Annotated in this window: 27 protein-coding genes; 5 read left to right on the top strand and 22 right to left on the bottom strand. The window is 50.4% G+C overall.

Annotation, left to right across the window (positions count from 1 at the left end):
• Positions 1–7 precede the first annotated feature (7 nt).
• From GEOB_RS13875 to GEOB_RS13810, 14 genes are all read right to left on the bottom strand, one after another.
• A complete protein-coding gene (locus GEOB_RS13875; protein ID WP_012647875.1) occupies positions 8–1,147 on the bottom strand; it encodes an ABC transporter substrate-binding protein in 1,140 nt (379 codons plus the stop codon).
• An 18-nt stretch (positions 1,148–1,165) separates the two neighbouring features.
• Complete coding sequence (locus GEOB_RS13870) at positions 1,166–1,597, bottom strand: ACT domain-containing protein (protein WP_012647874.1); 432 nt, start codon at positions 1,595–1,597, stop codon at positions 1,166–1,168.
• Positions 1,598–1,646: 49 nt separating this feature from the next.
• Positions 1,647–2,951, bottom strand: coding sequence for a phenylacetate--CoA ligase family protein (locus tag GEOB_RS13865; RefSeq protein WP_012647873.1), 1,305 nt, complete (start codon positions 2,949–2,951; stop codon positions 1,647–1,649).
• Between the two features lie 35 nt (positions 2,952–2,986).
• Positions 2,987–3,568 (bottom strand): indolepyruvate oxidoreductase subunit beta, encoded by a 582-nt coding sequence (locus GEOB_RS13860; RefSeq protein WP_012647872.1) that lies wholly within the window; start codon positions 3,566–3,568, stop codon positions 2,987–2,989.
• Positions 3,565–5,319: an indolepyruvate ferredoxin oxidoreductase subunit alpha gene (gene iorA / locus GEOB_RS13855; RefSeq protein ID WP_012647871.1), complete on the bottom strand. Its 1,755-nt coding sequence runs from the start codon at positions 5,317–5,319 to the stop codon at positions 3,565–3,567. Before iorA ends, GEOB_RS13860 begins: the two co-directional genes overlap by 4 nt.
• Positions 5,320–5,564: 245 nt before the next feature.
• Positions 5,565–6,470: a Ppx/GppA phosphatase family protein gene (locus GEOB_RS13850; protein WP_012647870.1), complete on the bottom strand. Its 906-nt coding sequence runs from the start codon at positions 6,468–6,470 to the stop codon at positions 5,565–5,567.
• Positions 6,467–8,152, bottom strand: a complete 1,686-nt coding sequence (locus GEOB_RS13845; RefSeq protein WP_012647869.1) for a Na/Pi cotransporter family protein — start codon at positions 8,150–8,152, stop codon at positions 6,467–6,469. Before GEOB_RS13845 ends, GEOB_RS13850 begins: the two co-directional genes overlap by 4 nt.
• Before the next feature lie 21 nt (positions 8,153–8,173).
• Positions 8,174–8,809 carry a hypothetical protein gene (locus GEOB_RS13840; protein ID WP_012647868.1) on the bottom strand — a complete coding sequence of 212 codons (636 nt, stop codon included), beginning with the start codon at positions 8,807–8,809 and terminating at the stop codon, positions 8,174–8,176.
• 33 nt (positions 8,810–8,842) lie between these two features.
• Entirely contained in the window at positions 8,843–9,187 is a 345-nt protein-coding gene (locus tag GEOB_RS13835; RefSeq protein WP_154650498.1) for a hypothetical protein, read from the bottom strand.
• A gap of 81 nt (positions 9,188–9,268) precedes the next feature.
• Positions 9,269–10,861 (bottom strand): OmpA family protein, encoded by a 1,593-nt coding sequence (locus GEOB_RS13830; RefSeq protein ID WP_012647866.1) that lies wholly within the window; start codon positions 10,859–10,861, stop codon positions 9,269–9,271.
• A 64-nt stretch (positions 10,862–10,925) separates the two neighbouring features.
• On the bottom strand, positions 10,926–11,201 hold the full coding sequence (locus GEOB_RS13825) for an HU family DNA-binding protein (protein ID WP_012647865.1): 276 nt from the start codon (positions 11,199–11,201) through the stop codon (positions 10,926–10,928).
• 37 nt (positions 11,202–11,238) lie between these two features.
• Positions 11,239–12,264 carry a tetratricopeptide repeat protein gene (locus tag GEOB_RS13820; RefSeq protein ID WP_012647864.1) on the bottom strand — a complete coding sequence of 342 codons (1,026 nt, stop codon included), beginning with the start codon at positions 12,262–12,264 and terminating at the stop codon, positions 11,239–11,241.
• A gap of 16 nt (positions 12,265–12,280) precedes the next feature.
• Positions 12,281–13,594, bottom strand: coding sequence for a 23S rRNA (uracil(1939)-C(5))-methyltransferase RlmD (gene rlmD / locus GEOB_RS13815; protein WP_012647863.1), 1,314 nt, complete (start codon positions 13,592–13,594; stop codon positions 12,281–12,283).
• Positions 13,582–13,893: a hypothetical protein gene (locus GEOB_RS13810; RefSeq protein WP_230198952.1), complete on the bottom strand. Its 312-nt coding sequence runs from the start codon at positions 13,891–13,893 to the stop codon at positions 13,582–13,584. Before GEOB_RS13810 ends, rlmD begins: the two co-directional genes overlap by 13 nt.
• Before the next feature lie 274 nt (positions 13,894–14,167).
• Between GEOB_RS13810 and infA the strand changes: the two genes are divergently transcribed.
• The 3 genes from infA to epmA all read left to right on the top strand — a co-directional run bounded on the left by infA (position 14,168) and on the right by epmA (position 15,989).
• Positions 14,168–14,386, top strand: coding sequence for a translation initiation factor IF-1 (gene infA, locus GEOB_RS13805; protein WP_012647861.1), 219 nt, complete (start codon positions 14,168–14,170; stop codon positions 14,384–14,386).
• Between the two features lie 111 nt (positions 14,387–14,497).
• Complete coding sequence (gene efp / locus GEOB_RS13800; protein ID WP_012647860.1) at positions 14,498–15,061, top strand: elongation factor P; 564 nt, start codon at positions 14,498–14,500, stop codon at positions 15,059–15,061.
• A 4-nt stretch (positions 15,062–15,065) separates the two neighbouring features.
• Positions 15,066–15,989, top strand: a complete 924-nt coding sequence (gene epmA, locus GEOB_RS13795) for an EF-P lysine aminoacylase EpmA (protein WP_012647859.1) — start codon at positions 15,066–15,068, stop codon at positions 15,987–15,989.
• On the opposite strand, the gene GEOB_RS13790 is transcribed toward epmA, so the two are convergent.
• From GEOB_RS13790 to rimI, 4 genes are all read right to left on the bottom strand, one after another.
• On the bottom strand, positions 15,984–17,027 hold the full coding sequence (locus tag GEOB_RS13790) for a KamA family radical SAM protein (RefSeq protein ID WP_012647858.1): 1,044 nt from the start codon (positions 17,025–17,027) through the stop codon (positions 15,984–15,986). The genes epmA and GEOB_RS13790 overlap by 6 nt on opposite strands.
• 73 nt (positions 17,028–17,100) lie before the next feature.
• A complete protein-coding gene (locus GEOB_RS13785) occupies positions 17,101–18,018 on the bottom strand; it encodes a dihydroorotate dehydrogenase (protein ID WP_012647857.1) in 918 nt (305 codons plus the stop codon).
• 33 nt (positions 18,019–18,051) lie between these two features.
• Entirely contained in the window at positions 18,052–18,867 is an 816-nt protein-coding gene (locus GEOB_RS13780; protein ID WP_012647856.1) for a dihydroorotate dehydrogenase electron transfer subunit, read from the bottom strand.
• A gap of 19 nt (positions 18,868–18,886) precedes the next feature.
• Positions 18,887–19,342, bottom strand: coding sequence for a ribosomal protein S18-alanine N-acetyltransferase (rimI, locus tag GEOB_RS13775; protein ID WP_012647855.1), 456 nt, complete (start codon positions 19,340–19,342; stop codon positions 18,887–18,889).
• A 119-nt stretch (positions 19,343–19,461) separates the two neighbouring features.
• Here rimI and purM point away from each other — a divergent pair, with 119 nt between their 5' ends.
• Together purM and purN are read left to right on the top strand one after the other, a co-directional pair.
• A complete protein-coding gene (purM, locus tag GEOB_RS13770; protein WP_012647854.1) occupies positions 19,462–20,508 on the top strand; it encodes a phosphoribosylformylglycinamidine cyclo-ligase in 1,047 nt (348 codons plus the stop codon).
• An 8-nt stretch (positions 20,509–20,516) separates the two neighbouring features.
• The gene (purN, locus tag GEOB_RS13765) at positions 20,517–21,131 is read left to right on the top strand and encodes a phosphoribosylglycinamide formyltransferase (protein WP_012647853.1); all 615 of its coding nucleotides are present in this window, start codon (positions 20,517–20,519) and stop codon (positions 21,129–21,131) included.
• A 16-nt stretch (positions 21,132–21,147) separates the two neighbouring features.
• Here purN and GEOB_RS13760 read toward each other — a convergent pair whose 3' ends face one another.
• The 4 genes from GEOB_RS13760 to GEOB_RS13745 all read right to left on the bottom strand — a co-directional run bounded on the left by GEOB_RS13760 (position 21,148) and on the right by GEOB_RS13745 (position 26,179).
• Positions 21,148–21,591, bottom strand: a complete 444-nt coding sequence (locus GEOB_RS13760; RefSeq protein ID WP_012647852.1) for a tetratricopeptide repeat protein — start codon at positions 21,589–21,591, stop codon at positions 21,148–21,150.
• 110 nt (positions 21,592–21,701) lie between these two features.
• The gene (locus GEOB_RS13755; RefSeq protein ID WP_012647851.1) at positions 21,702–22,022 is read right to left on the bottom strand and encodes an EscU/YscU/HrcU family type III secretion system export apparatus switch protein; all 321 of its coding nucleotides are present in this window, start codon (positions 22,020–22,022) and stop codon (positions 21,702–21,704) included.
• On the bottom strand, positions 22,019–23,047 hold the full coding sequence (gene fliK, locus GEOB_RS13750; RefSeq protein ID WP_230198951.1) for a flagellar hook-length control protein FliK: 1,029 nt from the start codon (positions 23,045–23,047) through the stop codon (positions 22,019–22,021). The genes GEOB_RS13755 and fliK overlap by 4 nt, the downstream gene beginning before the upstream one ends.
• Before the next feature lie 15 nt (positions 23,048–23,062).
• Positions 23,063–26,179 (bottom strand): efflux RND transporter permease subunit, encoded by a 3,117-nt coding sequence (locus tag GEOB_RS13745; protein WP_012647849.1) that lies wholly within the window; start codon positions 26,177–26,179, stop codon positions 23,063–23,065.
• Positions 26,180–26,192: the final 13 nt, after the last annotated feature.

Raw genomic sequence — 26,192 nt, 5'->3', positions numbered from 1 at the left:
CTTCAGATTACTTGATGACCACCCAGTCACCTTTGGTTACCCTGACCATTTCAAATGCGGAGAGATCAAGACCATTGTGGTTTGTGGGCGACATGTTGAAGACTCCGGAGATGCTGACCAGTTTGCGGGCCTGCTCTATACCGTTGCGGATCTGCTCCGGGGTAGTTCCTGACTTCTTAATGGCCTGGGTCAGCAGAAGAAAAGCATCATAGGCATAGCCACCGAATGTGGAAGCTTCGGTACCGTAAGCCTTTTTGTAAGAACTGTCATAGGATTTCAGCAGTTTGTACTGGGCGTCGGTTTTTGGCAGAACATCATAGATGGCCAGTTTGCCGGCTGGCAGCATTACACCTTCTGCGGCATCGGCGCCAGCCAACTGGATATATTTCTTTGATGCCACACCATGACTCATGTAGATGGGAGTCTTGATCCCCAGTTGCTTGATGTTCTTGGTAATCACTGCCGGCCCTGGATTGGTCCCCCAGCAGATGATGGCGTCGGGCTTCAGCCCCCTGATCTTGGTCAGCTGTGCCGTCATATCAGTATCTTTCGGCCCGTAAACTTCATCGGCAACAATCTTCAGCCCTTTCTGCCTGGCCAGAGCCTTGATCTGTTCCCGGCCCGACTGGCCAAAACCGTCGGTTACCGTCAGCAGGGCGAAGGATTTCTGCTTCTGCTTCGCCATGTAGTTCATGATCTTTTCAGCGGCAACATGATCGTTGGCAGGAGTTTTAAAAACCCACTTCTTCACCGGCTCGGTAATCTTTAGTCCCGCAGCACAGGAAATAAGCGGAATACCCGCTCTTTCCACGTCGTCGATAATGGCCATGGATTCGCCGGTGGTGCTTGGTCCGATGATGACCGACACCTTGTCATTCTTGATCAGTTTGTTGACCAGCTGCTTTGCCTTGGTGGCGTCACCACCGGTATCATAAATAACGGCCTCCAGTTTGGTGCCGTTGATCCCCCCATTTTCGTTGATTTCCTTGACCAGCATCTCCAGTGTGTTTTTCTCAGGTTCCCCAAGAAAGGAAGCAGGACCGGTAACGGAGAATAATGCACCGATGCGGACGAAAGGTGCTGCCGTTGCCGTGCTTACAGAAAAGCACGTCACCATTGCTATTGCATACGAAACGATCTTTTTCATGCTTGCTCCTTAATGGGGTTACATGCTGTAGAGCCGCTCACCGGGCAGGATGTTGAAATTATTATTCAGAAGGGTTTCGATAGCCTTTGCCGTTTCGTCGAAACGGAAAATCATGACCGCATTTTCACCGCATCGCTCCACGAAGGCATACATGTATTCCACGTTGATGGATTCCCTGTCCAGGGCCTGGAGAATTGCAGAGAGGCCTCCGGGACGATCGGGGACCTCCACGGCTACCACCTCCGTCCTATTGACGGTAAAGCCATTGCTCTTAAGCACACCGCATGCCTTTTCCCGATCATTTACGATGAGCCGCAGAATCCCGAAATCCGAGGTGTCGGCAAGGGAGAGTGTGCGGATATTGATGTCGTTTTCCCCAAGGATCCTTGTCACCTCTGCCAGACGACCAGACTTGTTTTCAATGAAAATGGAGATCTGTTCTACCTGCATCGATACCTCCGGTAAATGGATTTTTTGGTCTGCAACCATCTGAACAGTTTCAGTTCCCCATGGTCCTGTTGTCGATAACCCGTTTCGCTTTGCCTTCGCTACGGGCGATGGTTTTCGGCTCAACCAGCCGCACCTTGCAGCTTACGCCCAGCATATCCTTGATCTCTTTTTCGATGGAATGGGAAAGAGCCTGAAGGTGTTTGACTTCATCGGAAAAGAGGTTTTCTCCAACCTCCACCTGCACTTCCAGGACATCCAGGTTTCCCTTACGCTCGACGATCAGCACGTAATGGGGTTCGACCCCCTCGATTCCCATGAGGATCGACTCAATCTGGGACGGGAAGACATTCACGCCGCGGATGATGAGCATGTCATCGCTCCGGCCGCTCATCCTGGCGATCCGTGCATGGGTTCTGCCACAAACACATGGCTCGAAGGTGATACTGGTAATGTCCCTGGTCCGGTAGCGCAAGAGCGGGATGCCTTCCTTGGTGATGGTCGTTATGACCAGTTCCCCCTTTGTGCCTGGAGGAAGCACCTCTCCTGTTATGGGATCGATAATCTCCGGAATGAAGTGATCTTCCCAGATATGCAGCCCCTGCTTTGCCTGCTGGCATTCTATGGCGACGCCCGGCCCCATGATTTCCGACAGTCCGTATATGTCTATGGCAGACAGGTTCAGCTTGCCCTCGATCTCCTTGCGCATGGAGTCTGACCATGGTTCGGCACCGAAAATGCCGACCCGCAGACTGAGATTCCTGAAATCCACATCCTCCTCCACTGCCGATTCGGCCATAAACAAGGAATATGAGGGTGTACAAGTCAGGACAGTCGAACCGAAATCTTTCATGATCATGATCTGCTTTTTGGTATTTCCCCCCGACATGGGAATAACCGAGGCTCCCAGCCTCTCTGCGCCGTAATGGGCACCGAGACCGCCGGTGAAGAGGCCGTAACCATAGGAGTTATGGATGATGTCACCCCTGTGGACGCCGGCAGCTGCGAAGGAACGGGCCATCAGTTCGGACCATGTCTCGATATCCTTGCGGGTATAGCCAACCACTGTCGGTTTGCCGGTGGTGCCGGAAGAGGCATGAATGCGAACAATGTCTTCCATTTTTGCGGCAAAGAGGCCATAGGGATAACTGTCCCGCATATCCTGCTTGTAGGTGAAGGGGAGTCGCTGCAGGTCGGCCAATGACGTTATCTGTCCCGGTTTTACTCCTGCCTTGTCCAGGGCATTTTTATAAAAGGGAACATTGGCATAGATGCGCTCCAGCATAGTCTGCAAACGTTTAAGCTGCAGTGCTTCCAGCGCCGGTCTGGGAAGAGTTTCAAATTCTTCATTGAACATGGCAGAAACCCCTTTAATATTACTGCGGCAAGTGGTCAAGCTGCTTCCCTGCCGAGGTAAAATGCCTTCCGGTTTATTTCTACAGCTTTGGGGGGAACCATTTTTCCAATGGCTGCAAGCCAGTATTTTTCATCTATATCCAGGCGTTTAGAGAGGGCACCGATCAACACAGTGTTTGCAGTTTTGGCATTGCCGGCAGAGGTGGCAAGCTTCAGACCGTCAAGAAGAATGCAGTCGGGAAAACGCTGCCGGATCTTCTCTTCCAGCCCTTCAGGGTAGGCTTCTCCCCCGGTGGAAACGATGGAAGGGTTTATTTTCAGATCATTGACGACCAGCTTGCATCCTTTTTTCAACAAAGGCAGGTAGCGATAGGATTCGAGCAGTTCGAAACCGAGCAGAATGTCGGCCTCTCCTTCGGGAATTATCGGTGAATTGACTTCATTACCGAAGCGCACGTGAGAAACGACACTGCCGCCTCGCTGGGACATGCCGTGGATCTCGCTTTTCTTCACGTCGAAACCCGCCTCCTTGAGAACTTCGGAGAGTATTTCAGAGGCGAGAAGGGTTCCCTGTCCGCCCACACCTACCATGAGTATATTGGTAATCTTGCCGCTCATTTTTTTGCCCCGATTGCGTTGAATTTGCAGACCTGCTCACAGATGGTGCAGCCCGTGCAGAGCTGTGGATCAATGGTTGCCTTCCCTTTTTTCTCCCCCTCCGCCTGCCAGATGATAGCAGGACAGCCGAGCTTCAGGCAGGCCCGGCACCCCGTGCAGAGCTCCAGGTCCACTTCGAAAGTATTTCCTCTCTTGAAGACCCCTTCCCTCTTGATGAGCACGCATGGCCTTTGGGTGATGATTACCGATGGCTCAGCTCTGTCCATCTCTTCCTGCAGGACCTTTTTTGTTTCGGCAAGATCTAGTGGATCAAGGGTTCTGATATTTTTTACCCCCAAAGCGCTTACCAACTGGGGCAGATCGACCTGAAAGGTTTCTTCGCCCATGAGGGTATAGCCGGAGGCGGGATTTTCCTGTCTGCCGGTCATGGCGGTAATGCGATTGTCGAGGATGATGACCGTGGCGGGCGCCTTGTTGTAAACCATGTCCAGCAGACCTGTTATGCCCGAATGGAGAAAGGTTGAATCGCCGATGACAGCCACGATTTTTTTCTGTTCCTCCGGGGAGAGAACCTTGGTGATGCCGGTGGCATTGCCGATGCTGGCCCCCATGCAGACGCAGGTGTCCATGGCGGAAAGGGGGGGCAGGAAGCCAAGGGTGTAGCAGCCTATATCCCCGGTGACATAAGCTTTCAGTTGATTGAGGGTATAGAAGACGCCACGATGGGGACACCCCGGACACATGTTGGGAGGCCGCCCCGGCAGCTTCTCTACGATGTTTTTTTCCGGCTCGGGCAAATTGAAGGCTTTGCGCAGGATGCCTGGGGTCAGTTCACCACAGACAGGAATGATTTCCTTGCCGAGGACAGTGATGCCGAGAGCCTTTATCTGTTCTTCCATGAATGGATCGAGTTCCTCGACCACATAGAGCTTATCGACCTTTGCCGCAAATTCGCGGATCAATTGGTCCGGCAGGGGGTAGACCATGCCAAGCTTCAGCACCGAGGCCTCTGGCAATACTTCGCGCACATACTGGTAGGGGACGCCCGATGTGATAACGCCGATGGCAGTATCCCTAATTTCCACGCGGTTGATGGGAAGATTTTTCCCGTACTCTTTGAGCTTGAGAGTCCTCTCTTCGATAAACGGATGACGGACCTTGGCGTTGCCGGGAAGCATGACGAATTTAGCAGCGTTCCTGGTCAGTTTTGGAATGGGCAAACCGGTAACAGGCTCTTCCAGAGTTACAATTGATTTGCCATGGGAAGTACGGGTGGTGGTGCGCAGCATGACCGGGGTGTCAAACTGTTCGGATATGTCGAAAGCCAGCCGGGTGAAGTCCTTGCACTCCTGGGAATCTGACGGCTCCAGCATGGGCACCTTGGCAAACCTGGCATAATTACGATTATCCTGTTCATTCTGGGAAGAATGCATTTCAGGGTCGTCCGCACTGACCAGGACAAGCCCGCCATTGACACCGGTGTAGGAAAAAGTGAAGAGCGGGTCTGCGGCAACATTGACGCCCACATGTTTCATGGTGACCAGTGCCCTGCCACCGCCAAAAGAGGCGCCGATACCCACCTCTAATGCAACTTTCTCGTTTGGCGCCCAAGACGCATCGATGTTTTTATACTGCACGATGTTTTCAAGTATTTCTGTGGAAGGGGTGCCCGGATAAGCACTGGCTACCCTTACCCCTGCTTCGAAGGCACCGCGGGCAATTGCCTCGTTGCCGGAAAGAATTTCCTTCATTAGACACCTTTTTTCAAATAAAATAAGGGGATCGAGCCCCGTAAAGAGCCAAAAATATACAGAAAGAAGCAGGCATAGTCAATCTGTTTGTAGAACGGGGTTACACCGAATCGGCTGTGTAGCAGGTTGACGATGAAATGTTTCAGATTAGTCTTCTGGGGGAGCCGACTTGAACCGAACGAAGGGGATTTATCGTCAAGATGTGCTTTTACGGCAATAACTGCATATGAGCCAACAAGGCCCTTTTAATCCTCGAGCAACAACCCTTCCAGCTGCCCGAAATCGCTGATTTTGAGACTGTTGAAACCGAAGTGTTTCATGGTGTTGATCGTTATCAGGGTCCCGGCCACAATCAGGTCTTCCCTCCCCTTTTCCAGCCCTTTCACCTTCAGCCGCTCTTCCGGCGATAGTGGAAGAAGGCGAGCATGGATTTTCTCTATGTCTGCCAGTGCCATGGTATGGTTGTTGACCAGCCGGTAATCATAATCCGTCATCTCCATATGGATTGCTGCCAGGGTGGTCGCCGTGCCGGCGGTGCCCACCAGAATAGTCCCGCCCAAGTCTACTGCCGATCTGTTCATTTCTCCACCCAGTGCAGCCAGTTCACGGCGGATCTTCTCCGTCATTGCCTCAGGGCCGGATTTTCCTTCGGTAAGTCGCACCACACCCAAGGGAAGGCTCCGGGTGAAAACCGGCAAGCTGTCTTCAGCAAGGGTATATTCGGTGCTGCCACCACCCACGTCGAAAACGAGGAACTTCCCTTTTTTGTTATCAAGGCCAGCCAGTACGCCGCGCAGGGTAAAAAGAGCCTCCTGTTCACCGGAAATGACCTGAAGCTGTATACCCGTTTCATCAAAGACCTTGCGGCAAAATTCAGCTCCGTTAGTCGCATCCCGGACGGCGCTGGTGGCAACAGCACGGATTTTGCCGACGTTGTGGCGCAGGATTTCGCCAGCGAACTCCTGCATGGCGGCAAGAGATCTGGCTTCAGCTTCTGGTGAAATTCCGCTTTCACGGGTAAAGCCTCCCCCGAGTCTGGTAATCTGCCGTTTCAGGAGTACCTGCCTGATTGTATGTTCATCTTCCTTGAAGCCGATCAGCAGACGAGCGGTGTTTGTTCCAAGATCAATTGATGCTTTAAGTTCTGTCATTTCAAGTCCCTGCTTGTTTTGATCGTGTTGTATGCAATCTGTGCAATTTTCTCAAAGGAGGCGATGATATCGGAGAAAAGCAGACCTGCTATGACACTGCATTTGCCACTGTGAAGTCTTTTTATGTGACTCAGGTGTAGCGTTGCCAGTGTAGATTCGATCTCAGCCATGACCTTTTCCAGATCATCCCTATCCGAGGATATCGGTAGGGTATCAAGTGAACCTACTGCCACCGTTACCACCTGTGAGACAAGAGCTGACAAGGTTCTGATCTCGGACATGGCCGCACCTGAGAATCTGAGTTTGTCCTCTTTTTTCCGTCGCATATACTCCATGATAGCTTCAACCTGATCCCCCAGATGTTCAAGATCATTGATGAGCTGAAGCAGGGCAGGTATTTCCATGGCATTTTCCGTGGAGAGTTGTTGCCGTGAAAGGGTGATAAGAAATGCTGAAATGTCCCGTTGCAGTATATCGAGAAGTTCTTCCTTCTGTTTGAGGCGGCTGGCAGTGCGGACATTGAAACTGTTGAACTGCTCTGCCATTTCCAAAAACATGGTACCGGCAACCTGGGCCATTCTTTTGATCTCGTTTTTTGCCTGTAAAAGAGCAATGGTTGGGGTATTTACTACCCTATGGTCAAGAAATCGCGGACGGGGATCCATGTCCCCTTCACCTTCCCTGCCGGGAACGATGATTGACGCCGATCTGGCAAAAAAACCCACCAACGGCAGAAACAAGAAGACTGAGAAAACAGTGAAAATAGTATGGGCATTGGCCAGATGTCTGGCAATAAAAGGCTTTGTTTCGGAAGCGAGCGGAGAAACATTCAGGGTTTGAATACCGCGTACGGTGAGGTCAGCCTCCCCTGGAGAAAAGGACCTGACCAGTTGAAGAAAGAGAGGAAAGACGATCATGGCGAGGCTGATGGCAATCAGGTTGACGATGATGTAGATAAGGGCGGTTCTCTTTGCCGTCAGAGTACCATTTATAGAGGCAATAGCTGCGATAAGGGAACTTCCGAGTGATTCGCCGATGACCATGGCCACTGCAGTGTCGAAACCTATCAGACCACTGCTGGCGACGGCAATGACAATGCCTATTGCAGCACTGCTGGACTGCATTAAGAACGAGAGAACAGCTCCCAGCAACATGGCCGGCAATCGCCAGGCAAGAAAGTGCTGACCCAGTCCGTGGATGAGGGTATTGTTTTTTAAAGGAGCAAAACCGTTTTCCATAAGATGGAGGCCGAAAAAAACCAGACCTGCACCCAAAAGCAGAGTTCCGGCATTAACCCAGCGCCTTCTGCTGCTGAAGCACCTTAAGATGACCCCGACAAAAATTATCGGCAAGGCGAAAAAGGAAATTTTGAAGGCAATGAACTGGATAGCGATGGTAGTGCCCAAGCCGGTACCGAGAAGGACTGCCAGGGCTTGATACAATGATATCAGTCCGGCATTGACGAATCCTATGACGATGATGGATGCGGTACTGCCAGACTGGAGCAGAGAGGCCAATGCACTCCCTGTAAGGGCGGCGGTAAGGCGATTGCCGGTAATTTTTTCCAGGACCTGCCTGAGCTTTTCACCGGCCAGTTTCTGCAGTCCTTCGGACATGAACTTCATACCGAGTATGAAGAGCCCAAGACCGCCTAGTGCCTCCATCAGGAAGGAAACAGGCATGGAAGCTGTTCTCCGGCTGTGTTACTCGATTTTGAAGGGAAAGGTAAAATCGGCTGGAGCGGATTTAGATGTTCCTGACTTATATACAAGTAATTTCACACCTTTTTTGCCATTCAGGTTGATTTTGAAGTAGACCAGCCCCGACATCTTGGCCTTGGGAATCAGTGTTCCGCCAGCCAAGGCTTTGGTGTAGATATCCTGGGGATAGACCTCATAATAATAAGGTTTTTCAGAGGTAAATGTGTTGTAAAAGGAGGATTTTTCATAATCTTCGAGATAATAAAAACCCACATATGGATAGGGGATAAGATAATAGGAGTCTCTTGAGATAATCTCCTTTACCTTCTCCGGGGTTAGGGGGAAATACTGGTTTCCCTCGTCATCAACCAGCAGGAACATACCCGGATCGACAGCCACTTCACCACTGCCCAGATTGTCTATGACAAGGGAAAAAGCGGATACGGCGCCGTCAAGGTTATAACTATAAAGATGTGACTCGGCGCTGCCCGCAGTTATGGAGATATTTTCCCTGGCAATGGTTTGGGCGAGCTGTTTTGAATCAATTACACCCGACTCTACCGGTACAGGCACTACCTTGTGAGAACAACCTGTTATAAGGAGCATGCATATGACAAAGGAAAATAAAGACTGTTTCATGGTATTTCTCCCTTTGAAATTCGGGTGCAATTTTTATAATCTGGCCTCGCTGAATTCCGTCTGAAAAACCAGGATCCGTACAGATTTTCGTGAATGCTTATCAACAATATCATCCTGAGTGGCTATGTACAAGTCAAGGGGTAGCTTGTGCTTCTGACGAAGATACTGTTCCACTTCCTTGGCAAGGTTCAGTGATTTTGTGACTTTTTCAGCCCTGTTCAGGCTTGGAGCGAAGCTTCCCTCAATCCTCACAACCTTTCCCTTACCCAGTTTTCTTAAAAGAGGGACCATGGCATCCACGCGGCGCATGGCATTTTTGTCTTTCTTGAAAGATTCCGATTTTACGACTGCTTCTCCGACCAACAGGGAGTCTTCCAAGAAACTGTTATCCTCTTCAGCAAAAACCAGCCCATGACTACTTATTATCAGTAGGAAGCAGATAAAAAAGAGACTTCTCATTTATTTACCCTTCGGCACCAGGAAAAGAATCTCGAAACGCCGGTTCAACCTTCGTCCCTCGGTGGTGCTGTTGTCACCTATCAGTTTTGATTTGCCAAGCCCTTTAATAAATACCTTCGAAGGATCGATGCCCTCTTTGATGATCAAATAGCTGGCTATGGCTATTGCCCGTTTAACGGAAAGGTCCATATTGTAGCCAGTTGAGCCGATACTGTCGGTATGGCCGTCAATGCGCATATAGGTCCAATGCTTGTCAGCACGCGCCTGTTCTGCCACCTCGGACAGGGATTTTTTAACCTCGTTGGATAAATCCGCCTGGCCGAATTCGAACATGATGTCGGCAAAGCGGAATTTGCGATAAACCAGCATCTTGGTCGCAATGGGTGCAGCCTTGGCGGTAGATATTTCCAGGCTGTCCCCCCTGGTCTCAATTCCGTAAAGTGGCGAAACGCCTTCAGCTGATGATTCCTCTATGGGATTAAGATTCGCGGGAATTTCCTTTTTAGGTTCTACCGTTATTTCAGTTTCCAGCTTGGTTATTTTAGGTTCCTGAACCTTGGGTTGTACTACTGGCTGAACCTTCGGCTGGACTTTCGGTTGTACCGGCTGCACTTTAGGCTCACGGGACATCAGAGGTAAAACGACAGGAGGAGCAACCGGTTGCGCAGGAATTACTATCTGGCCGAAGGGTTTTATAACGATTTCTTCCTTATCAGGGTCAACAGGTACTTCCAGTTTGCTAACCGGTACAGCTGGCAATGCCGTCTTGATCAAGGAACTGATTGGCATTATTTTAACCGGCCTGACCACCTGGGCTTTTTTATCTTTTTCCTCTTCCTCGGAAGCAATTGTCGGTATTGTTTTGATATAATTACCAACCCCCTGACAAGTGCTGAAACCTACAATTGCTCGCCAGTCGGGGCTACCGGCTGTAATGCCCCCTCCACCTGCCAAATTCAAAGTAAGATGCGGTGATAGATAATATTGCAAACCGGCAAGTGCTTCGACAGGAGCCGAACCCTTTCCTGTTAATTCCAGGGTCAGTTTGGTTTTTGGAGTAAGAAGATATTCAACTCCGCCACCATAGATATATTCCTTTTCACCAGCATCGGTTGACAGGTAGCCGCCGTTGAGATGGAAACTCACAGGATCCATTTTCAATGACGCAATAAGCCTTCCGCCGATATCGGTGGCGCCATCTATGGTCATATCTTCGGAAACATGTCTCTGTAAAAATACGTCGCCGGCAAGTTTAATATTTGAATTGCGCTTGCCGAAAAATCTGATTTTGGAGCCGATGTCAGCGGTTCCCCTACCTGACCTGCTTTCTTGACCATTGAACAGCAGGTTCGGGTATGTTCCGTAAATTTCCCAGAATGAGCCTATACCGAGAGTGATCGTAGCAGGCATAATTGCAAAGTCTTTGCCTGCTGCTTTACCGACATTTCCCCACACACCGACGCAAATATTACCGGCATCTAGGGTATCAGCGGTTGGAACGTTGATAAGCCCTGTGACACCTGTTTGCGTGGGATTGGCCAAAGCCTGGGCAGAGACTAAAGATAAAATAAAAATTAGAAGGAAGACTCTCATGTAATTAACACAGTAATAACCATATTTTAAATGCTGTCAGCAATTAAAAACCGAAACAACAAAGTCAGCCGGAAACCTTTTCCTTGAGTTCTTTACCGACCTTGAAGAATGGCAGTTTTTTCGATTTGACGGCTATGGATTCGCCAGTTTTTGGATTTCTTCCCATATAGGATTGGTAAGACTTGACGACAAAACTGCCAAATCCCCTGATCTCAATTCTGTCACCAGTCAAAAGCGCATTGGTCATGGATTCAAAAATGGAGTTTATTATCTCCTCAGCTTTTTTGTAGGACAAACCTTTTTTAGCGGCCAGAGCCTCAATTAATTCAGATTTGTTCATATTCACAGCCTCCACCAGAATTGATGTAACAAAATATTCAACAGCATTTCTTAAGAAATTGTTTTTTGATGTATTCGGCTTCTGGCACCCTGTCCTGCTTTAAGAGTAAAGGCACCAGCCTTTCGGCTGCCTCACGTGAGATACCGGGCAAGGATAGTGCCACAGAAAAAATTTCGGAAGCTTTTACATCTTCACCGAGCATGGCATAGACATCACCGAGAATGATCTGTGCCTGTCCTGAAAGAAGGTTGGACATTATCATATGTTCCAACAGAGGTATGGCATCGGCAAAGCTACCAGACTCGATCTTCAGTTGAACAAGTGCCAGATAGCATAACGGGTTTTGCGAGTTTATTGCAATGGCTCTTTTCAGATATTGTTCACAGCTGGTGAAATCATTCTGCCTGAACTTTATTAAGGCTAGCTCATAATACAGGATATCATCTTCAGTATGATGCAGAAGTTGTTCCAGTATCGGCAATGCTTTGTCATCTTCTCCGTCATTAATGGACAGGTAGCAGTATGCAAATTCCTTTCCCAAAGAGGCGTAACGTTCAGGAAGAGGCGCAGGTAACGTGCTGGTCAGGAGATCGAATTTCTCCTCCATGGATAGATGTGAATCAGCATGAAAGCTGCTTGCCATGCTTTCAGCTGTTTGAACATGAGACCCTTTGCAGCTGGAACAGGCATTATTATTATTGCTTAAGTTATGAATATCATTTCGGCTAACTAAATTAGCCGACAGTTTTTCAGCCTTTTCCCTAAGGGTTACGTCTTCTGCCAGTTCCATGACGATCTGCAGATGTTCGTCAGCTTTTCCACGATTCCCGCAATTTACTGCATACTCTGCTTCCTTGAGATTCATCGCGGCTAGGGCGTTATTAATGTCTGACAATTTTGTCAGCAACCAGGCCTCGTTACTTTTTCCTTCGCCGCTGGACTTATCCACTGTTTCCAACGCCTTATGGAAGGAAAATTTTGCGTCCACATACCGTCCCTGTTGTAAATACTTCTCCCCTTTTGCCAGATGATGCCGATAATCCTTTTTGAAAAGACTGAACATATATCTCCCGTTCTGGTCAACTTTTTGTCAGTAGTGTGACACTTTCCAAGTGGTATGTCTGGGGAAACATGTCGACACCCTGGATATTTATCACCTGGAAACCGTTTTTTTTCAAAATACCCAAATCACGGGCGAGGGTCGCCGGATCGCATGAAACGTAGATAATTCTGTCGGCATTGAGTGCCTGGATGTGGTGCATCACTTCTGCTGCACCATTTCTAGGGGGATCAAGCACAACCACATCAAAAGTCTCTCTGGCGGCAGCAAGTTTTTTGACAGCGGCCGCTGAATCGCTGCAATGAAAGGAAATATTCGTCACACCATTCCACTCAGCATTCTTTCTGGCATCGGCAATGGAAGGCTCATATCCTTCAAAACCCGTTACGTGTGCTGCCTTATCAGCCAGAGGTATGGAAAAGTTACCATTACCGCAATAAAGATCGAGAACCTTTTCCTTGCCGGTCAGGGCGGCGAAATCCGAGACGACACGAATCAACTGCATATTTTGTTGGTAATTTATCTGAGAAAATGCATCTTTGCTGAAGAATAGCGTCTTTTCAGACCCACCTGGCAGCGTATTTCCACTGATTCTGTACGAAAGATGCTCAGCGCCGAAAATACTGGTTGTGCTGTTTTTATGTCTGATAAACATGGAACCGATCAAGTCAGAGATTTCCCTGTGCTGCAGGAGATACTCCGAGACTTCAGCGACAGAAGCACCTGCATGGTTGACAATGACACTGATGCTTTCGTCATCCCCCCTGGCTATGTCGATCTGGCTTATGTTACCTGGATCAGGACACCCTTCCATTAGCAAGCGCAGACTTTCCAGAGTATCATTGATGCTTTTGTGGGTAATGGCGCAATGTCCTGGAATATCTACCACTTGATGGGATTTCGGCCGGTAAAAACCCAAGCGGGTCTTCCCTCCCTGGTAATTTACCTTTAACTGCACCCTCGACCTGTATCCATAGGGTTCTGGCGCCCGCAAAAGCGGCAAAACGGTTTCCGGCGAAATACGCGCCGCCCGCCATAACAGGTCGGCAAATATCAGGGTTTTTTCCATGATCTGGCTTGAATACTCCACATGCTGCCAGTTGCATCCGCCGCATATGCCGAAGACAGGGCACGGTGGTTTTACCCTTAGTGCAGAAGAACTTACCAGTTCGATCAGTTCGCCCTCGGCATAGGACTTTTTTTCACAGGTGATGCGAACGCGGGCAACATCCCCGGGAGCCGTAAAGGGTACAAAGAAGGCCTTCCCGTCACAACGGCCGAAGCCGGCACCGCCATTGGCGAGCTTTTCAATGGCGACTTCTACTTGGCGCATAGAAATTCAATGGTTGCAGCAGAAATATGATCGGATTTTCTCGATTTACGAATTTCAGACAATATGGCCTTTGCAGGGAAGGAAGACGAGGTAAAATAGGGAAGTGAATTTCGTTTGAAGTTGTGAATAATTTCATCTTTCACCTGGTTTACTCGTGCCGAGGGAACCCCCATTTGCTGTATTTTCCTGAGGATAGTAATTTTTTCGCCGATGGCGGACTTGATTTCTTCGGGAATAGATACGTTTTTAAAATGACGAGGCAGTATATCCATTTCGCATTTAATTTCAAGAGAAACCACATGAAAATCTCCAAAATATCGATGCGAAAGGTCTCGACAGGTGATGCTCAAGGTTTCATTCTGGAAAAGCTTCTCCTGACAACAGTTGTGCATGCAAGTACGTCCCTTTTATAATTATGTGTAAGTTACTAATAATATGGTTTTTATTGTTTTGTAAAGGCATTTATCGCAGAGCTTGTCGTGGCGGGTTGACATGAAAAAGAAAACAATGGTTGCAATTGGTTGCGGCATCTCGTATAATTTGCGGTTGAAAACGGGATCTTAAGGAGCTGAGATGAGTAAAGAAGAAGCCATAGAAGTTGAAGGAACTGTCATTGAACCACTGCCAAATGCAATGTTCAAAGTGAAATTGGAAAACGACCATATCGTCCTCGCCCATATTTCCGGCAAAATGCGCAAGTATTTCATCAAGATCCTTCCCGGCGACAAGGTTACCGTCGAACTATCCCCATATGATTTGAGCAGGGGCCGTATAACCTATCGAGCAAAATAACCCACCATCAAAATCGAATCATCTTTAAATAACCTCTGCGTTATAACGTGCCGGTCATAAGTTGCCTTTGTAAGGCGAAACTCCATTTAAATTGGAATAGAGGAAGCAAAAATGTACACAGTCGCGGACCTGAGAAAAGGATTGAAAATTACCCTCGACGGCGATCCATATATCGTCATCGCGTTCGATTTTGCCAAACCCGGCAAGGGACAAGCCCTTTATCGTACAAAAATGCGCAATATGATTAACGGCACTATACTTGACAGAACATATCGTTCCGGTGAAACCTTCGAACCTGCCAGCCTTGAAGACCGCAAGATGCAATACCTCTACAAGGAAGATGATCATTACTGCTTTATGGATAATCAATCCTTCGAACAGTTCCATGTGGATGAGAACGCTCTCGGAGATGCTAAAAATTACCTGATCGACAATCTCCCGGTCGATGTACTTCTTTTTAAGGACAAGGCGATTGGTGTCGATGTTCCCAATTTTGTCAATCTGCGTGTTGTTCAGACAGATCCATGGGCCAAAGGAGACACCTCTGGCAGTGATTCCAAACCGGCAACGGTAGAGACCGGTTATACCTTGCGTGTTCCCCCCTTCATCGAAGAAGGGGAGCTTATAACCATAGATACCCGCACCGGAGAGTACTCGACCAGGGTAAAAGGATAACTGGATGGTGCAAAACAGGTCCTTGGCCAATCGTAAAGAAGCACTCAAGGGCAGAAGTCTTATAATTCAGAAAATCAGGCAGTTTTTTAACGAAGGGGGGTATCTTGAAGTGGATACCCCCCTTCGCATTCCAGCTCCTGCGCCCGAATCCCATATCGATGCCGTTCCTTCAGGAAACTGGTTTCTCCAGACATCTCCGGAGCTTTGCATGAAGCGGATGCTGGCTGCGGGTTACGAGCGCATCTTCCAGATATGCCGTTGCTGGAGAGACGGAGAACGCGGGAAACGGCACCTTCCTGAGTTTACCATGCTGGAGTGGTACAGACTCGAGTCCGACTACCGTGATCTGATGGATGACTGCGAGGCCTTGGTGCGGTTTCTATCATGTGCTATACACAAAAACGCCGGCATATCCTATCTGGGCAAGACCATTGAACTGGAAGCTCCCTGGGAAAAGATTACCGTTGAGGAGGCTTTTCTCCGTTATACTGCCATGTCTGTGGAAGAAGCTGAGGAAAAAGACCTTTTCGATGAACTGATGGTTAACGATATAGAACCTAATCTTGGTATTAACCGCCCTACTTTTATCTATGATTACCCGGCTGCACGAGGAGCTCTTGCCCGCCTGAAAAAGGAAAACGGGAAACTGGCAGAGCGCTTTGAGCTGTATATGGGAGGAATCGAGCTGGCAAACGGCTTTTCCGAGCTGAACGACAGCCAGGAACAAAGGGAAAGGTTCGCAAAAGAAGGCGAATTCAGGGCTTCAATGGGTAAAACGGCCTATCCGTTGCCGGACAGATTTCTTGATGAATTGTCTGGGATGGGGCCGGCCGCCGGCATCGCACTGGGTGTTGACAGGCTTGTCATGCTTCTTCTCGACGTTCAGGAAATCGACGGAGTAGTGTCTTTTACCCCCGAGGACCTATGATTTTTCCACGTCCCGGTACCTAACCACTTCACCTCGATAACTCCTGATCAGGAGACTGTCATCATCCCGCCTTACATATTCCGGCAAAAGCGGCACTTTCCCCTTCCCTCCCTCCAGGTCTATTGCATAATATGGCGATGCAAGCCCCGAAGTATGTCCCCGAAGCCCTTCCATAATCTGTAGGCCCCGGTCTATGCTTGTTCGGAAGTGCGCCGTTCCTCTGACCAGATCCATCTGATGGAGATAGTAAGGCTTGACCCTGATTTTCAGCAAAAGCTGCATGAGCCGCTTCATCACCTGTGGGTCGTCATTGATTCCCTTCAGAAGCACGGTCTGGTTCCCCAGTGGGATACCGGCATCGGCAAGCCTGGCACATGCCCGAGCTGATGCGGCGGTGATCTCTTTTGGGTGGTTGAAATGGGTATTTACATAAATCGGATGAAATTTTTTCAGCATTCGGCAGAGACCGGTGGTAATCCTTTCCGGCAAGGTAACCGTTGTTCTCGTGCCGATCCTGATGATCTCCACATGGTGAATCTGTCTCAGGCCAGACAGTATTTCCTCCAGGACATCGTCCTCCAGGAGAAACGGATCCCCTCCGGACAATATTACATCCCTGATTTCCGGATGATTGGCTATATATGCAAGTACCGCCTGCCGCGTGCCGGTTTCTGTGGCTTCTGTACACCCAACCCGCCGTTTGCGCATGCAGAAACGGCAATAAACTGCACAGACAGAGGAAACTAGCCACACAACACGATCCGGATAACGATGTATCAATCCGGGTACCGGGCTGAGCAGTTCTTCATCGAGGGGGTCTTCCATCTGGGCTTGATCCTCAAATTCAAGGGGGTCCGGTATACATTGGCGCCAGATGGCGTCGCCGGGCCTCTCTATCAACCCCAGGTAATAGCGTGTTATCCTCATGGGATAGCGTTTCGCCACCTGTGCGATGTCCTCAGTATCCAGATTGAAAAGTGGTGACAATTCATCCGGTGCGGTAACACAGGTTTTCAGATTTTTTTGCCAACGGTTCATGCGTTTATTCCTTGAAAAGAAAAAAGGCGGGGAAATCATTCTCCGCCTTTCGGGTATCCTGCTCTAGATGAGGTCAGATTTTCAAAGCTCCGATCAACTCCTTGACGTCTGAAATACCGTTCTTTGCCAGGTAATCTTCGATGCCGGCAGCAATGGTCTGGGCTGCCGAGGGATCAAGAAAATTTGCCGTGCCCACCTGGACTGCAGTCGCTCCGGCAAGCATGAATTCAAGGGCATCCGTTGCCGACATTATACCACCGATGCCGATGATGGGAACAGCCATAGCCTGCGATACCTGCCAGACCATCCTTAATGCCACCGGTTTGATCGCAGGACCGGAAAGTCCCCCGGTTATATTGGCAAGAATCGGGCGACGCTTCTGCAGATCAATGGCCATCCCCGTAAGAGTGTTTATCAGGGACAACGCATCGGCGCCCGCATTGACGCATGCATCGGCCATGCGGACAACATCGGTCACATTTGGCGAAAGCTTTATGATCAGTGGTTTCGAGGTGGATCTGCGAACCAGCCCGACCACTTCGGCGGCGGCATTGGGATCGGTTCCGAAAACAATCCCTCCCTGCTTCACGTTGGGACAGGAAATATTTACCTCAAGCCCGGCAACCTCCGGCAACCTGTCGAGTTTCTCCGCCAGTTCCCCGTATTCTTCCAGGGTATTGCCATAGAGATTGACAATCACCGGCGTATCAACGGTGCGCAAAAAGGGCAGTTTCTCCCCAATGAAAGCATCGATCCCGACATTCTGCAGGCCGATGGCATTGAGCATACCGCCAGGGGTCTCAACAATGCGCGGAGTCGGATTACCCGCTTTAGGGCGGAGGGACAAACCCTTGGTGATGATGGCACCGATCTTCTCCAGGTCAAGGTAGTCGGAAAACTCCTTCCCATAACCAAAGGTGCCTGATGCAGTCATTACCGGGTTGCGCAGCTTGATGCCTGAAATTTCAACCGACAGGTCGGGTTTTGCCATCACATCTCCTTCGATACAGTCATCAGCAGTTTTTTAATCCCACTTCAAGTCCTGGTAAAAGAATACCGGCCCATCCTTACACACGCAGCGAAAATCAGGGGTCTGATCGGAGTGGTTTTTGCCTTTTATGACACATCCCAGGCAGGCACCTACACCACATGCCATATACGCCTCTAAAGACACCTGGCACTCCAGGTCATGACGGCCGGCGATCCCGGCCACAGCCTTAAGCATGGGAAACGGCCCGCAAGCGAAAAGGCTTTTTCTGCCAGTATCCTCTGCCAGGTGTTTTTCCAGAACTTCGGTGACAAGGCCACTCGCCCCCAAGGTACCGTCATCGGTGGAAACATACGTCTCCACCCCAAGCCGCTCAAATTCGGTGATGCAGAGGATATCCTCCTTGTTTCTTCCTCCTGCAAAAAGCCGGACCCTGGAATTCTTTGCCAGTTCCTTTGCCAGGTAGTAAAGGGGGGCAAGACCGACTCCGCCACCGACCAAAATCTTTTCGTCTGCAGGATCGCCGACAGCAAATCCCTTTCCCAGTGGGGCAAGAATGTCCAGATGATCGCCATGATGAAGGGAAGAAAGCATCTCCGTTCCCTTGCCCACAACTTTGTAAAGAATTTCACAGAAGGTCTGTCTGCCGCAATCGGTGTATTCCGTCGGGAAGGTACCCAGGTCGAAAATGCCGAAGGGCCTCCTGAGAAGGGGATCAATGGCGTCGCGCACCCTGACCATGACAAATTGGCCCGGTATGGCTTCGACAATGGCCGGAGGAGCCGTCATTCTCATCCTGAAATAAGCAGGGGAGACTTCAACATTTGATATGACCATGGATTTGAATTGCATGCAAGACCTGCCTTTTCCGTTAATAAATATATTCCATCAGTAGAGCATCCTCGCCGTTCTCGTAATAGGCTTTCCTGCGACCGGTTTCCACGAAACCGAGCTGCCGGTAGAGGCCTATGGCGGATTCATTGGACAGCCTCACTTCGAGGGAGACGAATTCCGCACCTTTTTCGCTGCAGTCGTACAGCACCCTTTCCACCAGCATTCTGCCAACCCCTTTGCCGCGGTAATTGCTGTGTACAGCAACGTCAAGAATGTGCCCCTCGTCCAGCACAAGCATTGGACAGATGTAACCCATGACATTGTTCTCAGCGTCCAGTGCCACCAGGGGAAAAGAGTGCGGGGCTTCAAGCTCGGCAAGAAAATGAGTCCTTGTCCAGGGACGGGGGAATGAATTGATCTCGATGGCGAGAACGCCATCAAGATCAGATTCAGACATGGGGCAGATTGTTATTTCTTCAAGCCGGTTGTCCATCTACGGGCATCATAAGCAAAGAGGGTTTCAATGTAAACCCTTTTTTGGTGGCCAGTTTGAATTTGACATTTACCTTCCGATGGTTTAGATTTTTCGTTCCATTTAAAGGGAGGAATGTTTTGAGCAAAGCCAGGATTACATACAAAGACGCCGGTGTAGACATAGATGCCGGAAATACCTTCGTCAAATTGATCAAGCCACTCGTTAAGGCCACCTCAAGACCGGAAGTCCTTGCCGATATCGGTGGGTTCGGCGGGCTCTTTTCCCTCAGTTCCGGCAAATACAAAAACCCTGTGCTCGTATCGGGCACGGATGGAGTGGGGACAAAACTCAAAATAGCCTTTCTCGCCGACCGTCACGACACCATCGGCATCGATCTCGTGGCAATGTGCGTCAACGATATCATCGTTCAGGGTGCAGAACCGCTGTTCTTCCTGGATTACCTTGCCACAGCCAAACTGTATCCCGGAAAAGGCGCTGCGATTATAAAGGGAGTTGCAGAAGGCTGTCTTCAAGCCGGTTGTGCCCTTATAGGGGGCGAAACTGCCGAAATGCCCGGATTCTACGCAGGTGATGAATATGATATGGCAGGCTTCACCGTGGGCGTTGTCGAGCGCGACAAGATTATCGACGGCTCGTCCATCACTGTCGGCGACAAACTGATCGGTCTTGCCTCCAGCGGTCTGCACAGTAACGGCTATTCCCTCGCCCGTAAAGTGATTATGGATGTGATGGGACTCGGTATCAACGACACCATCCCCGGCCTTGACAAATCCGTTGCCGATGAGCTTCTCACCCCAACCCGTATCTATGTCAAATCCATACTCAACCTGCTTAGGGATTTCACCATCCACGGTATTGCCCACATAACCGGCGGTGGATTGCTGGAGAACATACCTAGAATACTGCCGAATGGTTGCAAGGCAGTGGTCGACAAAACAACCTGGCAGGTTCCGGAAATATTTAAACTGATCCAGAATGCCGGTAACATTGAAGAACAGGAAATGTTCAGAACCTTCAACTGCGGAATCGGCATGGTTCTCTCCGTCCCTGAAAAGGAAGTGGAAGAGATCCTGATCAGGCTTTCCGGTCTGAACGAAACTGCCTTTGTAATCGGTGAAATCGCCAAGTGCGATGCCGGAACCGAATGTGTCGAAATGGTATAGGACATCCAATGGGGAAACGGCTTAAAATAGGAGTACTTGTATCCGGTAGCGGTACTAACCTGCAGTCGATCATTGACCGTTGCCAGGACGGTTCCCTCCCGGCAGTCATATCCTGCGTCATCAGTAATAATGAAAAAGCTTATGCACTTGAAAGAGCCCGCCGCCATGGAATAACGGCAATCTGCCTGAAACACACCGATTTCAACGGCAGAACTGCTTATGACGCAGAGCTGGTTAAGGTCTTACAGTCTCACGGCATAGAACTGGTGGTCCTGGCGGGATTCATGCGCATCATCACCCCTGGATTCATTGAGGCATTCCCCAACGCCATCATGAACATCCATCCGGCCCTTTTACCGGCCTTTCCCGGCCTGCATGCCCAACGACAGGCCCTAGAGTATGGAGTAAAGGTAACCGGGTGCACCGTTCATTTTGTCGATGCAGGCACCGATACCGGGCCGATCATCATGCAGGCCACTGTTTCGGTGGAGGAAAACGACAGCGAGGACACCCTTTCTGCAAGGATCCAGATGGAAGAACATCGAATTTTCCCTGAAGCCATCAGGCTCTTCGCAGAGGGTCGCTTGAAAGTTGATGGAAGAAAAGTCATGTATTTGAAGTAGGACCTGCCCGCCTGAACTATCTCAGTCCCAGCTTGCCCAGAATAATGCCGATAAACTTGTTGATGGGATGGTTCCTTTTCAGAAACGGAATGAAAGGTTTCTTGCGCGCGCCAAGTCTTTCAAGATGGTCTGAAAGCTCAGGACAGTTGCCGTAGGAAAGCCCTTCCCTGAATGCCAGAATGGCATCGGGCTTATTGCCCATCAACACATGAATCCTGCCCAGGTTGAGGTAATGGGCCTGGTTGGCAGGTTCTTTCTCCAAGGATTCCTTACAGAGGGCTATTGCCTTTTTGTATTGCCCGCGCTCTTTTGCCAGGCAAAAGGCCAGATAGGAGACAAAGCCGGGATTGTAATCAAGCTGGCAGGCTTTTTCAAAAAGGACCAGAGCCGACAGAGTGTCATCACTCTTGAAGGCAGCCAGGCCCCGTGCAAACAGTTTTTCCGGTTCTGTGGAAGACATCGTCCAACCCTCCTTGATACATCACATCACGAACAACCGCTTGACAGCCGGTTCTTCGAAAAGATATCCGCTATTAAAGTTTTTTTTACTATTAAATTCAACCTTTAAATTTATTCTCCAGACTTATTTTCCTCTCTACCAGCATTGCCGGAAGGCGTAGCGGAAGTTTGTTCCAGCTGATAGAGCCATGCGAGCAATTCAGCTACTGCGCGATACAGTTCAGGGGGGATATAGCGATCCTGGTCCACCTTGAGCAGCAGATTCACCAGATCGGGCGATTCATGGACGTAAACACCGTTTTCCCTTGCCAATGCGATAATTGCTTCTGCAGTTACACCACAGCCTTTCGCCACCACCCTCGGCGCATAATCTCCAGCCGGGTTATATGCCAAGGCCACAGCTTTTTTCAGGTCATTCTCCGCCTTTTTCATCTTTTTATCACCATCTCGGTCAAGTTAATTCCCGCTTCATCCACCCGCTCTTTCAATACAGGAAGCCCTTTCAAGAGAATCGCCGCAGTCCTGGCGTCATCAGTCTGCAGAACTATATTCAGACCGGCTCCAGAAAGGTGCAGTGTGGCAGAAATTTCACCAAGGGCAGGCAGCTGCAGCCGAAGAGACGTTTCCCACTCCCTTTCCTGCGGACTTGAACCGTCAGCTTCACGTTCCCGCACCGAGATTTCCACCTTTTGTTCCGGCCAGGCCTGACCATTCCAGATGAGCACACCTGAATTGAGGGTTGCCAACTGATCCTTGATAATAGGAAGGGTCTGAGGGTCTGCAATAAAGCCGGCAGCTGGTTTAGAAGCTGTCGCTTCCTCGGCAATGCTCTTGGGCAAGATGCCGTTTCCTTCATTTCCTTTCTGCAGCAAGTCTGGATCAGGATTCACAAGCCTTCGGGACAGCTTTCCCTGGGGTTCTACCAGGAGTTGGGCGATCTGGCGATCCCCCCGCGCCCACTCGGCCAAATGGGATTCATAGAACAGGCCGCCCAATGTCATGGCCTCCTTAAGCCTGACTGCAAAGAGCTCGGTATCTGTCGGCGGTCCATTCAATATCGGTGACAGGGATTGGGAGCTGCTACTTTCCTGGGCAATCACACTGTTCATCAGAGAGCTGAGCCACTTTCCGGTGGTGCTGATAGTTACCGGAACCTTCCCGTTATCGGCCCTCGCCAACTCGAAGGTAATGCGAGGTTCGGCACTGACGAAGGTCATGTGCATGGTCTCGCCCGGTTGCACGTTCAGGGGAAGTTCCATCTTGAAGAGTTCACCGGCAATGCGGGCCAGAAAGAGATGATTGGGGAGTTTTGCCACAACCTCGGCCTGGACCTGCTGCCCGGGTGTCAGTTGCAGCTGGGAGGCCGATTGCTGTTCTGCCTCAACTTTAGGCAAGTTGGAAGACTTGGCGAACAATTGGAGAAGTTGTTTCTGAATCTCGTCATTGATAAGCATCATCAGCTCCTTGCCGGTTCATGGCACATTTGTTTCAGAGATCGGCCCTTTCTTCCCTGCCCTGCTGCGGAGAAACTGCTGAAAACGGTCCATGTAATAGTAGACGACCGGCGTAATGAAGAGGGTCAGGAGCTGGGAAACGAGAAGCCCGCCGACAACTGCCAGCCCCAAAGGCCGTCTGGATTCTGCGCCGGCACCGAAACCCATGGCAATGGGCAATGTGCCCATCAGCGCCGCCATGGTGGTCATCATGATCGGCCGAAAACGGACGAGACAACCTTCATAGATGGCGTCGAGGGGGCTCAAGCCCTGATTCCGCTGCGCCTCCAGGGCGAAATCGATCATCATGATGGCGTTTTTCTTGACGATTCCCACCAACATGATGATCCCGACAAATGAATACAGGTTCAGGTCCTTGCCGAAGATGAGAAGCGTGATCAAGGCGCCGAAACCGGCGGAGGGTAGCCCTGAAAGAATGGTCAGCGGATGGATGTAGCTCTCGTACAGGATTCCCAGAACGATATAAATGACTAAAATGGCCATGATCAGCAGAAGGGCCAGTCCTTTGGTAGAAGCCTGGTAAACCTGCGCTGTTCCCTGGAAACCGGTGGTAATGGACGCAGGCAGCGATTTTGCTTCGTTTTCCACGGCTGCCACCGCATCACCCAATGGAGTTCCGGGTTTGATGTTGAAAGAGACTGTGACTGAGGTTATCTGCCCCAGATGATTGACCGACAGTGGCCCCACCCCCGTAGTCAGAGTTGCCAGGGAGGAAAGCGGCACCAGTTGTCCGGCATTGGACCTCACATAGAGCATGGACAGGGCTGCCGGATCAGACTGATATTGGGGAGCCAGTTCCATGATTACCCTGTACTGATTTGTCGGCGAATAGATGGTGGAAACCTGACGGCTTCCGTATGCGGAAAAAAGGGTGTCTTCGATGCGTTCTGCAGTTATCCCCAAGGCCGCAGCCCGGTCACGATCCAGTTGCAGATTGATCTGCGGGTTTTTCAACTGCAGGTCGCTGGTCACCTCCTGAAGCATGGGCAGCCCGCGCAGCTTCGTCTCGAATGCAGAGGCGTTCTGGTAGAGATCCTCCGTATCCGGACTCTGCAGAACGAACTGATACTGTAACTTGGATGATGTCGCTTCGAGACGGATCGGTGGGAGATTGTTCATGAACATGGTGATGCCCGGAATGCCCATCACCTTCGGCCGCAGTTTCTGGATGATCTGGTCCGCGTTCAGGTTTCTCTCATGGCGCGGCTTCAGCTTTATGAACATGAAACCGCTGTTGGAACCGACGCGGGAGCCGCTGGCCCCCACTGTGGACATGAAAGCCTCTATATTCGGCTCCTGCAGGACAATCTTTGCCAGTTCCTGCTGGTGCCGTTTCATCTCCTCGAATGACACGCCCTGGGCACCCTCTGTGGGAGCCGAGATGGCACCGATGTCATCGGATGGCAACAGCCCCATGGGCATTATCATAAAAAGCCAGATGGTGATGGCAGTCATCACCAGAGTTATCAGCATCGTCGTGCGCCGGTACCTTAAAACCCTGGACAAGGTCAGCCGGTACAGATCAAGCATTCCCTGAAAAAAACGCTCCATGAAGTTGTAGAACTTTCCGTGCCGAACCTCTGCCGGCGGTTTGAGAAAGCGACTGCAGAGCATGGGGGTAAGGGAAAGGGACACCAGGCCGGAGATAAGAATGGCGACGGTAATGGTGACGGCAAATTCATGGAGCATCCTGCCCAGCATCCCCGACATGAACAGCACCGGTATAAAGACCGCCACCAGGGAAATGGTCATGGAAATAATGGTGAAACCTATTTCCCGAGAGCCGCGTAATGCCGCTTCGTGGGGATTCTCGCCATGCTCCATGTGGCGGACGATGTTTTCCAGCATGACGATGGCATCATCGACAACGAAGCCCACCGACAGGGTAAGTGCCATCAGCGTGATGTTGTTGACGGAAAAACCGAAGGCGTACATGGCGGCAAAGGTGCCGATGATGGACAGCGGCAGGGCAAGACTGGGGATGACCGTAGCGGAGAGATTGCGCAGAAAGAGAAATATGACCAGGATAACCAGGGCGATAGTCAACAGCAGGGTGAACTTCACATCGGCAACCGATTCCCTGATGGTAACCGTGCGGTCGAAAAAAACATCGAGCTGTACCGAAGCGGGAATCTGGCTGCGAAAGCTGGGAATCTGCTTCTTGATGCTGTCGACGACTTCAATGGTATTGGTCCCCGGCTGGCGCTGGACGGCCAGAATGATGGCCCGGGTGGATTTTCCCTTGGTGTTGTACCAGGCAGCGACTTTATCGTTTTCAACACTATCCGAAACTGTGGCTATGTCTGAAAGCCTGACGGGGGAGTTGCCGCGGTAGGCAACAATGAGCGACTTAAAAGCCTCAGCATTGTATAACTGTCCTGTGGCCTGAATGGTGAATGCCTGACGTTCCCCCTGCAGGCCCCCGGTGGGCAGATTGACGTTCCACCTGTCAAGTGCGGCAGCAACCTCGTCCAGGCCTATTTTCAAGGAAGTTATGGCATTGGGGTCCAGCTGTACCCGAACGGCATATTTTTGCGAACCGTTGACCTGTACCTGGGCAACACCGCTGATCATGGAAATCCGTGGGGCGATAATCGTGTCCGCATACTCATTGACCGCCGACAATGGAAGGGTCTGTGAACTCAGCGCCAGATAGAGCACGGCCTGGTCGGCAGGATTAACTTTCTGGAACGACGGTGGATTGGGCATGTCCTGTGGCAGTTGACGGGCGGCCTTGGAGATTGCCGCCTGCACGTCCAGGGCAGCAGCATCGATATCCCGGTCCAGGTCGAACTTAAGAACAATGATGGAAACACCCTGGCCGTTGGTGGAACTCATGGAATCCAATCCGGAGATGGTGGAAAACTGCCTTTCCAACGGTGTGGCTACGGCACTGGCCATGGTCTCAGGGCTTGCCCCGGACAGGTTTGCGGTAACTTGGATGGTGGGGTAATCGATGCGCGGCAGGTCATTGACCGGCAGAAGACGATAGGCAAAAAGGCCGAAAACCATGACAGCCAGCATGATCAGCGATGTCATGACCGGACGTTTTATGAAGAGTTCAGAGATGTGCATGGCACCTTTGACC

The sequence above is a fragment of the Geotalea daltonii FRC-32 genome (assembly GCF_000022265.1).
Taxonomy (GTDB): Bacteria; Desulfobacterota; Desulfuromonadia; order Geobacterales; family Geobacteraceae; genus Geotalea; species Geotalea daltonii.
The sequence above is the reverse complement of the archived record's forward strand: the minus strand, read 5'-3'. Positions and strand labels throughout refer to the sequence as shown.

Excerpts from the sequence above, each read along its gene's own strand:
- GEOB_RS13875 (WP_012647875.1), bottom strand. The coding sequence starts at position 1,147 with ATGAAAAAGATCGTTTCGTATGCAATAGCAATGGTGACGTGCTTTTCT.
- GEOB_RS13870 (WP_012647874.1), bottom strand. The coding sequence starts at position 1,597 with ATGCAGGTAGAACAGATCTCCATTTTCATTGAAAACAAGTCTGGTCGT.
- GEOB_RS13865 (WP_012647873.1), bottom strand. The coding sequence starts at position 2,951 with ATGTTCAATGAAGAATTTGAAACTCTTCCCAGACCGGCGCTGGAAGCA.
- GEOB_RS13860 (WP_012647872.1), bottom strand. The coding sequence starts at position 3,568 with ATGAGCGGCAAGATTACCAATATACTCATGGTAGGTGTGGGCGGACAG.
- iorA (WP_012647871.1), bottom strand. The coding sequence starts at position 5,319 with ATGAAGGAAATTCTTTCCGGCAACGAGGCAATTGCCCGCGGTGCCTTC.
- GEOB_RS13850 (WP_012647870.1), bottom strand. The coding sequence starts at position 6,470 with ATGACAGAACTTAAAGCATCAATTGATCTTGGAACAAACACCGCTCGT.
- GEOB_RS13845 (WP_012647869.1), bottom strand. The coding sequence starts at position 8,152 with ATGCCTGTTTCCTTCCTGATGGAGGCACTAGGCGGTCTTGGGCTCTTC.
- GEOB_RS13840 (WP_012647868.1), bottom strand. The coding sequence starts at position 8,809 with ATGAAACAGTCTTTATTTTCCTTTGTCATATGCATGCTCCTTATAACA.
- GEOB_RS13830 (WP_012647866.1), bottom strand. The coding sequence starts at position 10,861 with ATGAGAGTCTTCCTTCTAATTTTTATTTTATCTTTAGTCTCTGCCCAG.
- GEOB_RS13825 (WP_012647865.1), bottom strand. The coding sequence starts at position 11,201 with ATGAACAAATCTGAATTAATTGAGGCTCTGGCCGCTAAAAAAGGTTTG.
- GEOB_RS13820 (WP_012647864.1), bottom strand. The coding sequence starts at position 12,264 with ATGTTCAGTCTTTTCAAAAAGGATTATCGGCATCATCTGGCAAAAGGG.
- rlmD (WP_012647863.1), bottom strand. The coding sequence starts at position 13,594 with ATGCGCCAAGTAGAAGTCGCCATTGAAAAGCTCGCCAATGGCGGTGCC.
- infA (WP_012647861.1), top strand. The coding sequence starts at position 14,168 with ATGAGTAAAGAAGAAGCCATAGAAGTTGAAGGAACTGTCATTGAACCA.
- efp (WP_012647860.1), top strand. The coding sequence starts at position 14,498 with ATGTACACAGTCGCGGACCTGAGAAAAGGATTGAAAATTACCCTCGAC.
- epmA (WP_012647859.1), top strand. The coding sequence starts at position 15,066 with ATGGTGCAAAACAGGTCCTTGGCCAATCGTAAAGAAGCACTCAAGGGC.
- GEOB_RS13790 (WP_012647858.1), bottom strand. The coding sequence starts at position 17,027 with ATGAACCGTTGGCAAAAAAATCTGAAAACCTGTGTTACCGCACCGGAT.
- GEOB_RS13785 (WP_012647857.1), bottom strand. The coding sequence starts at position 18,018 with ATGGCAAAACCCGACCTGTCGGTTGAAATTTCAGGCATCAAGCTGCGC.
- GEOB_RS13780 (WP_012647856.1), bottom strand. The coding sequence starts at position 18,867 with ATGCAATTCAAATCCATGGTCATATCAAATGTTGAAGTCTCCCCTGCT.
- rimI (WP_012647855.1), bottom strand. The coding sequence starts at position 19,342 with ATGGACAACCGGCTTGAAGAAATAACAATCTGCCCCATGTCTGAATCT.
- purN (WP_012647853.1), top strand. The coding sequence starts at position 20,517 with ATGGGGAAACGGCTTAAAATAGGAGTACTTGTATCCGGTAGCGGTACT.
- GEOB_RS13760 (WP_012647852.1), bottom strand. The coding sequence starts at position 21,591 with ATGTCTTCCACAGAACCGGAAAAACTGTTTGCACGGGGCCTGGCTGCC.
- GEOB_RS13755 (WP_012647851.1), bottom strand. The coding sequence starts at position 22,022 with ATGAAAAAGGCGGAGAATGACCTGAAAAAAGCTGTGGCCTTGGCATAT.
- fliK (WP_230198951.1), bottom strand. The coding sequence starts at position 23,047 with ATGATGCTTATCAATGACGAGATTCAGAAACAACTTCTCCAATTGTTC.
- GEOB_RS13745 (WP_012647849.1), bottom strand. The coding sequence starts at position 26,179 with ATGCACATCTCTGAACTCTTCATAAAACGTCCGGTCATGACATCGCTG.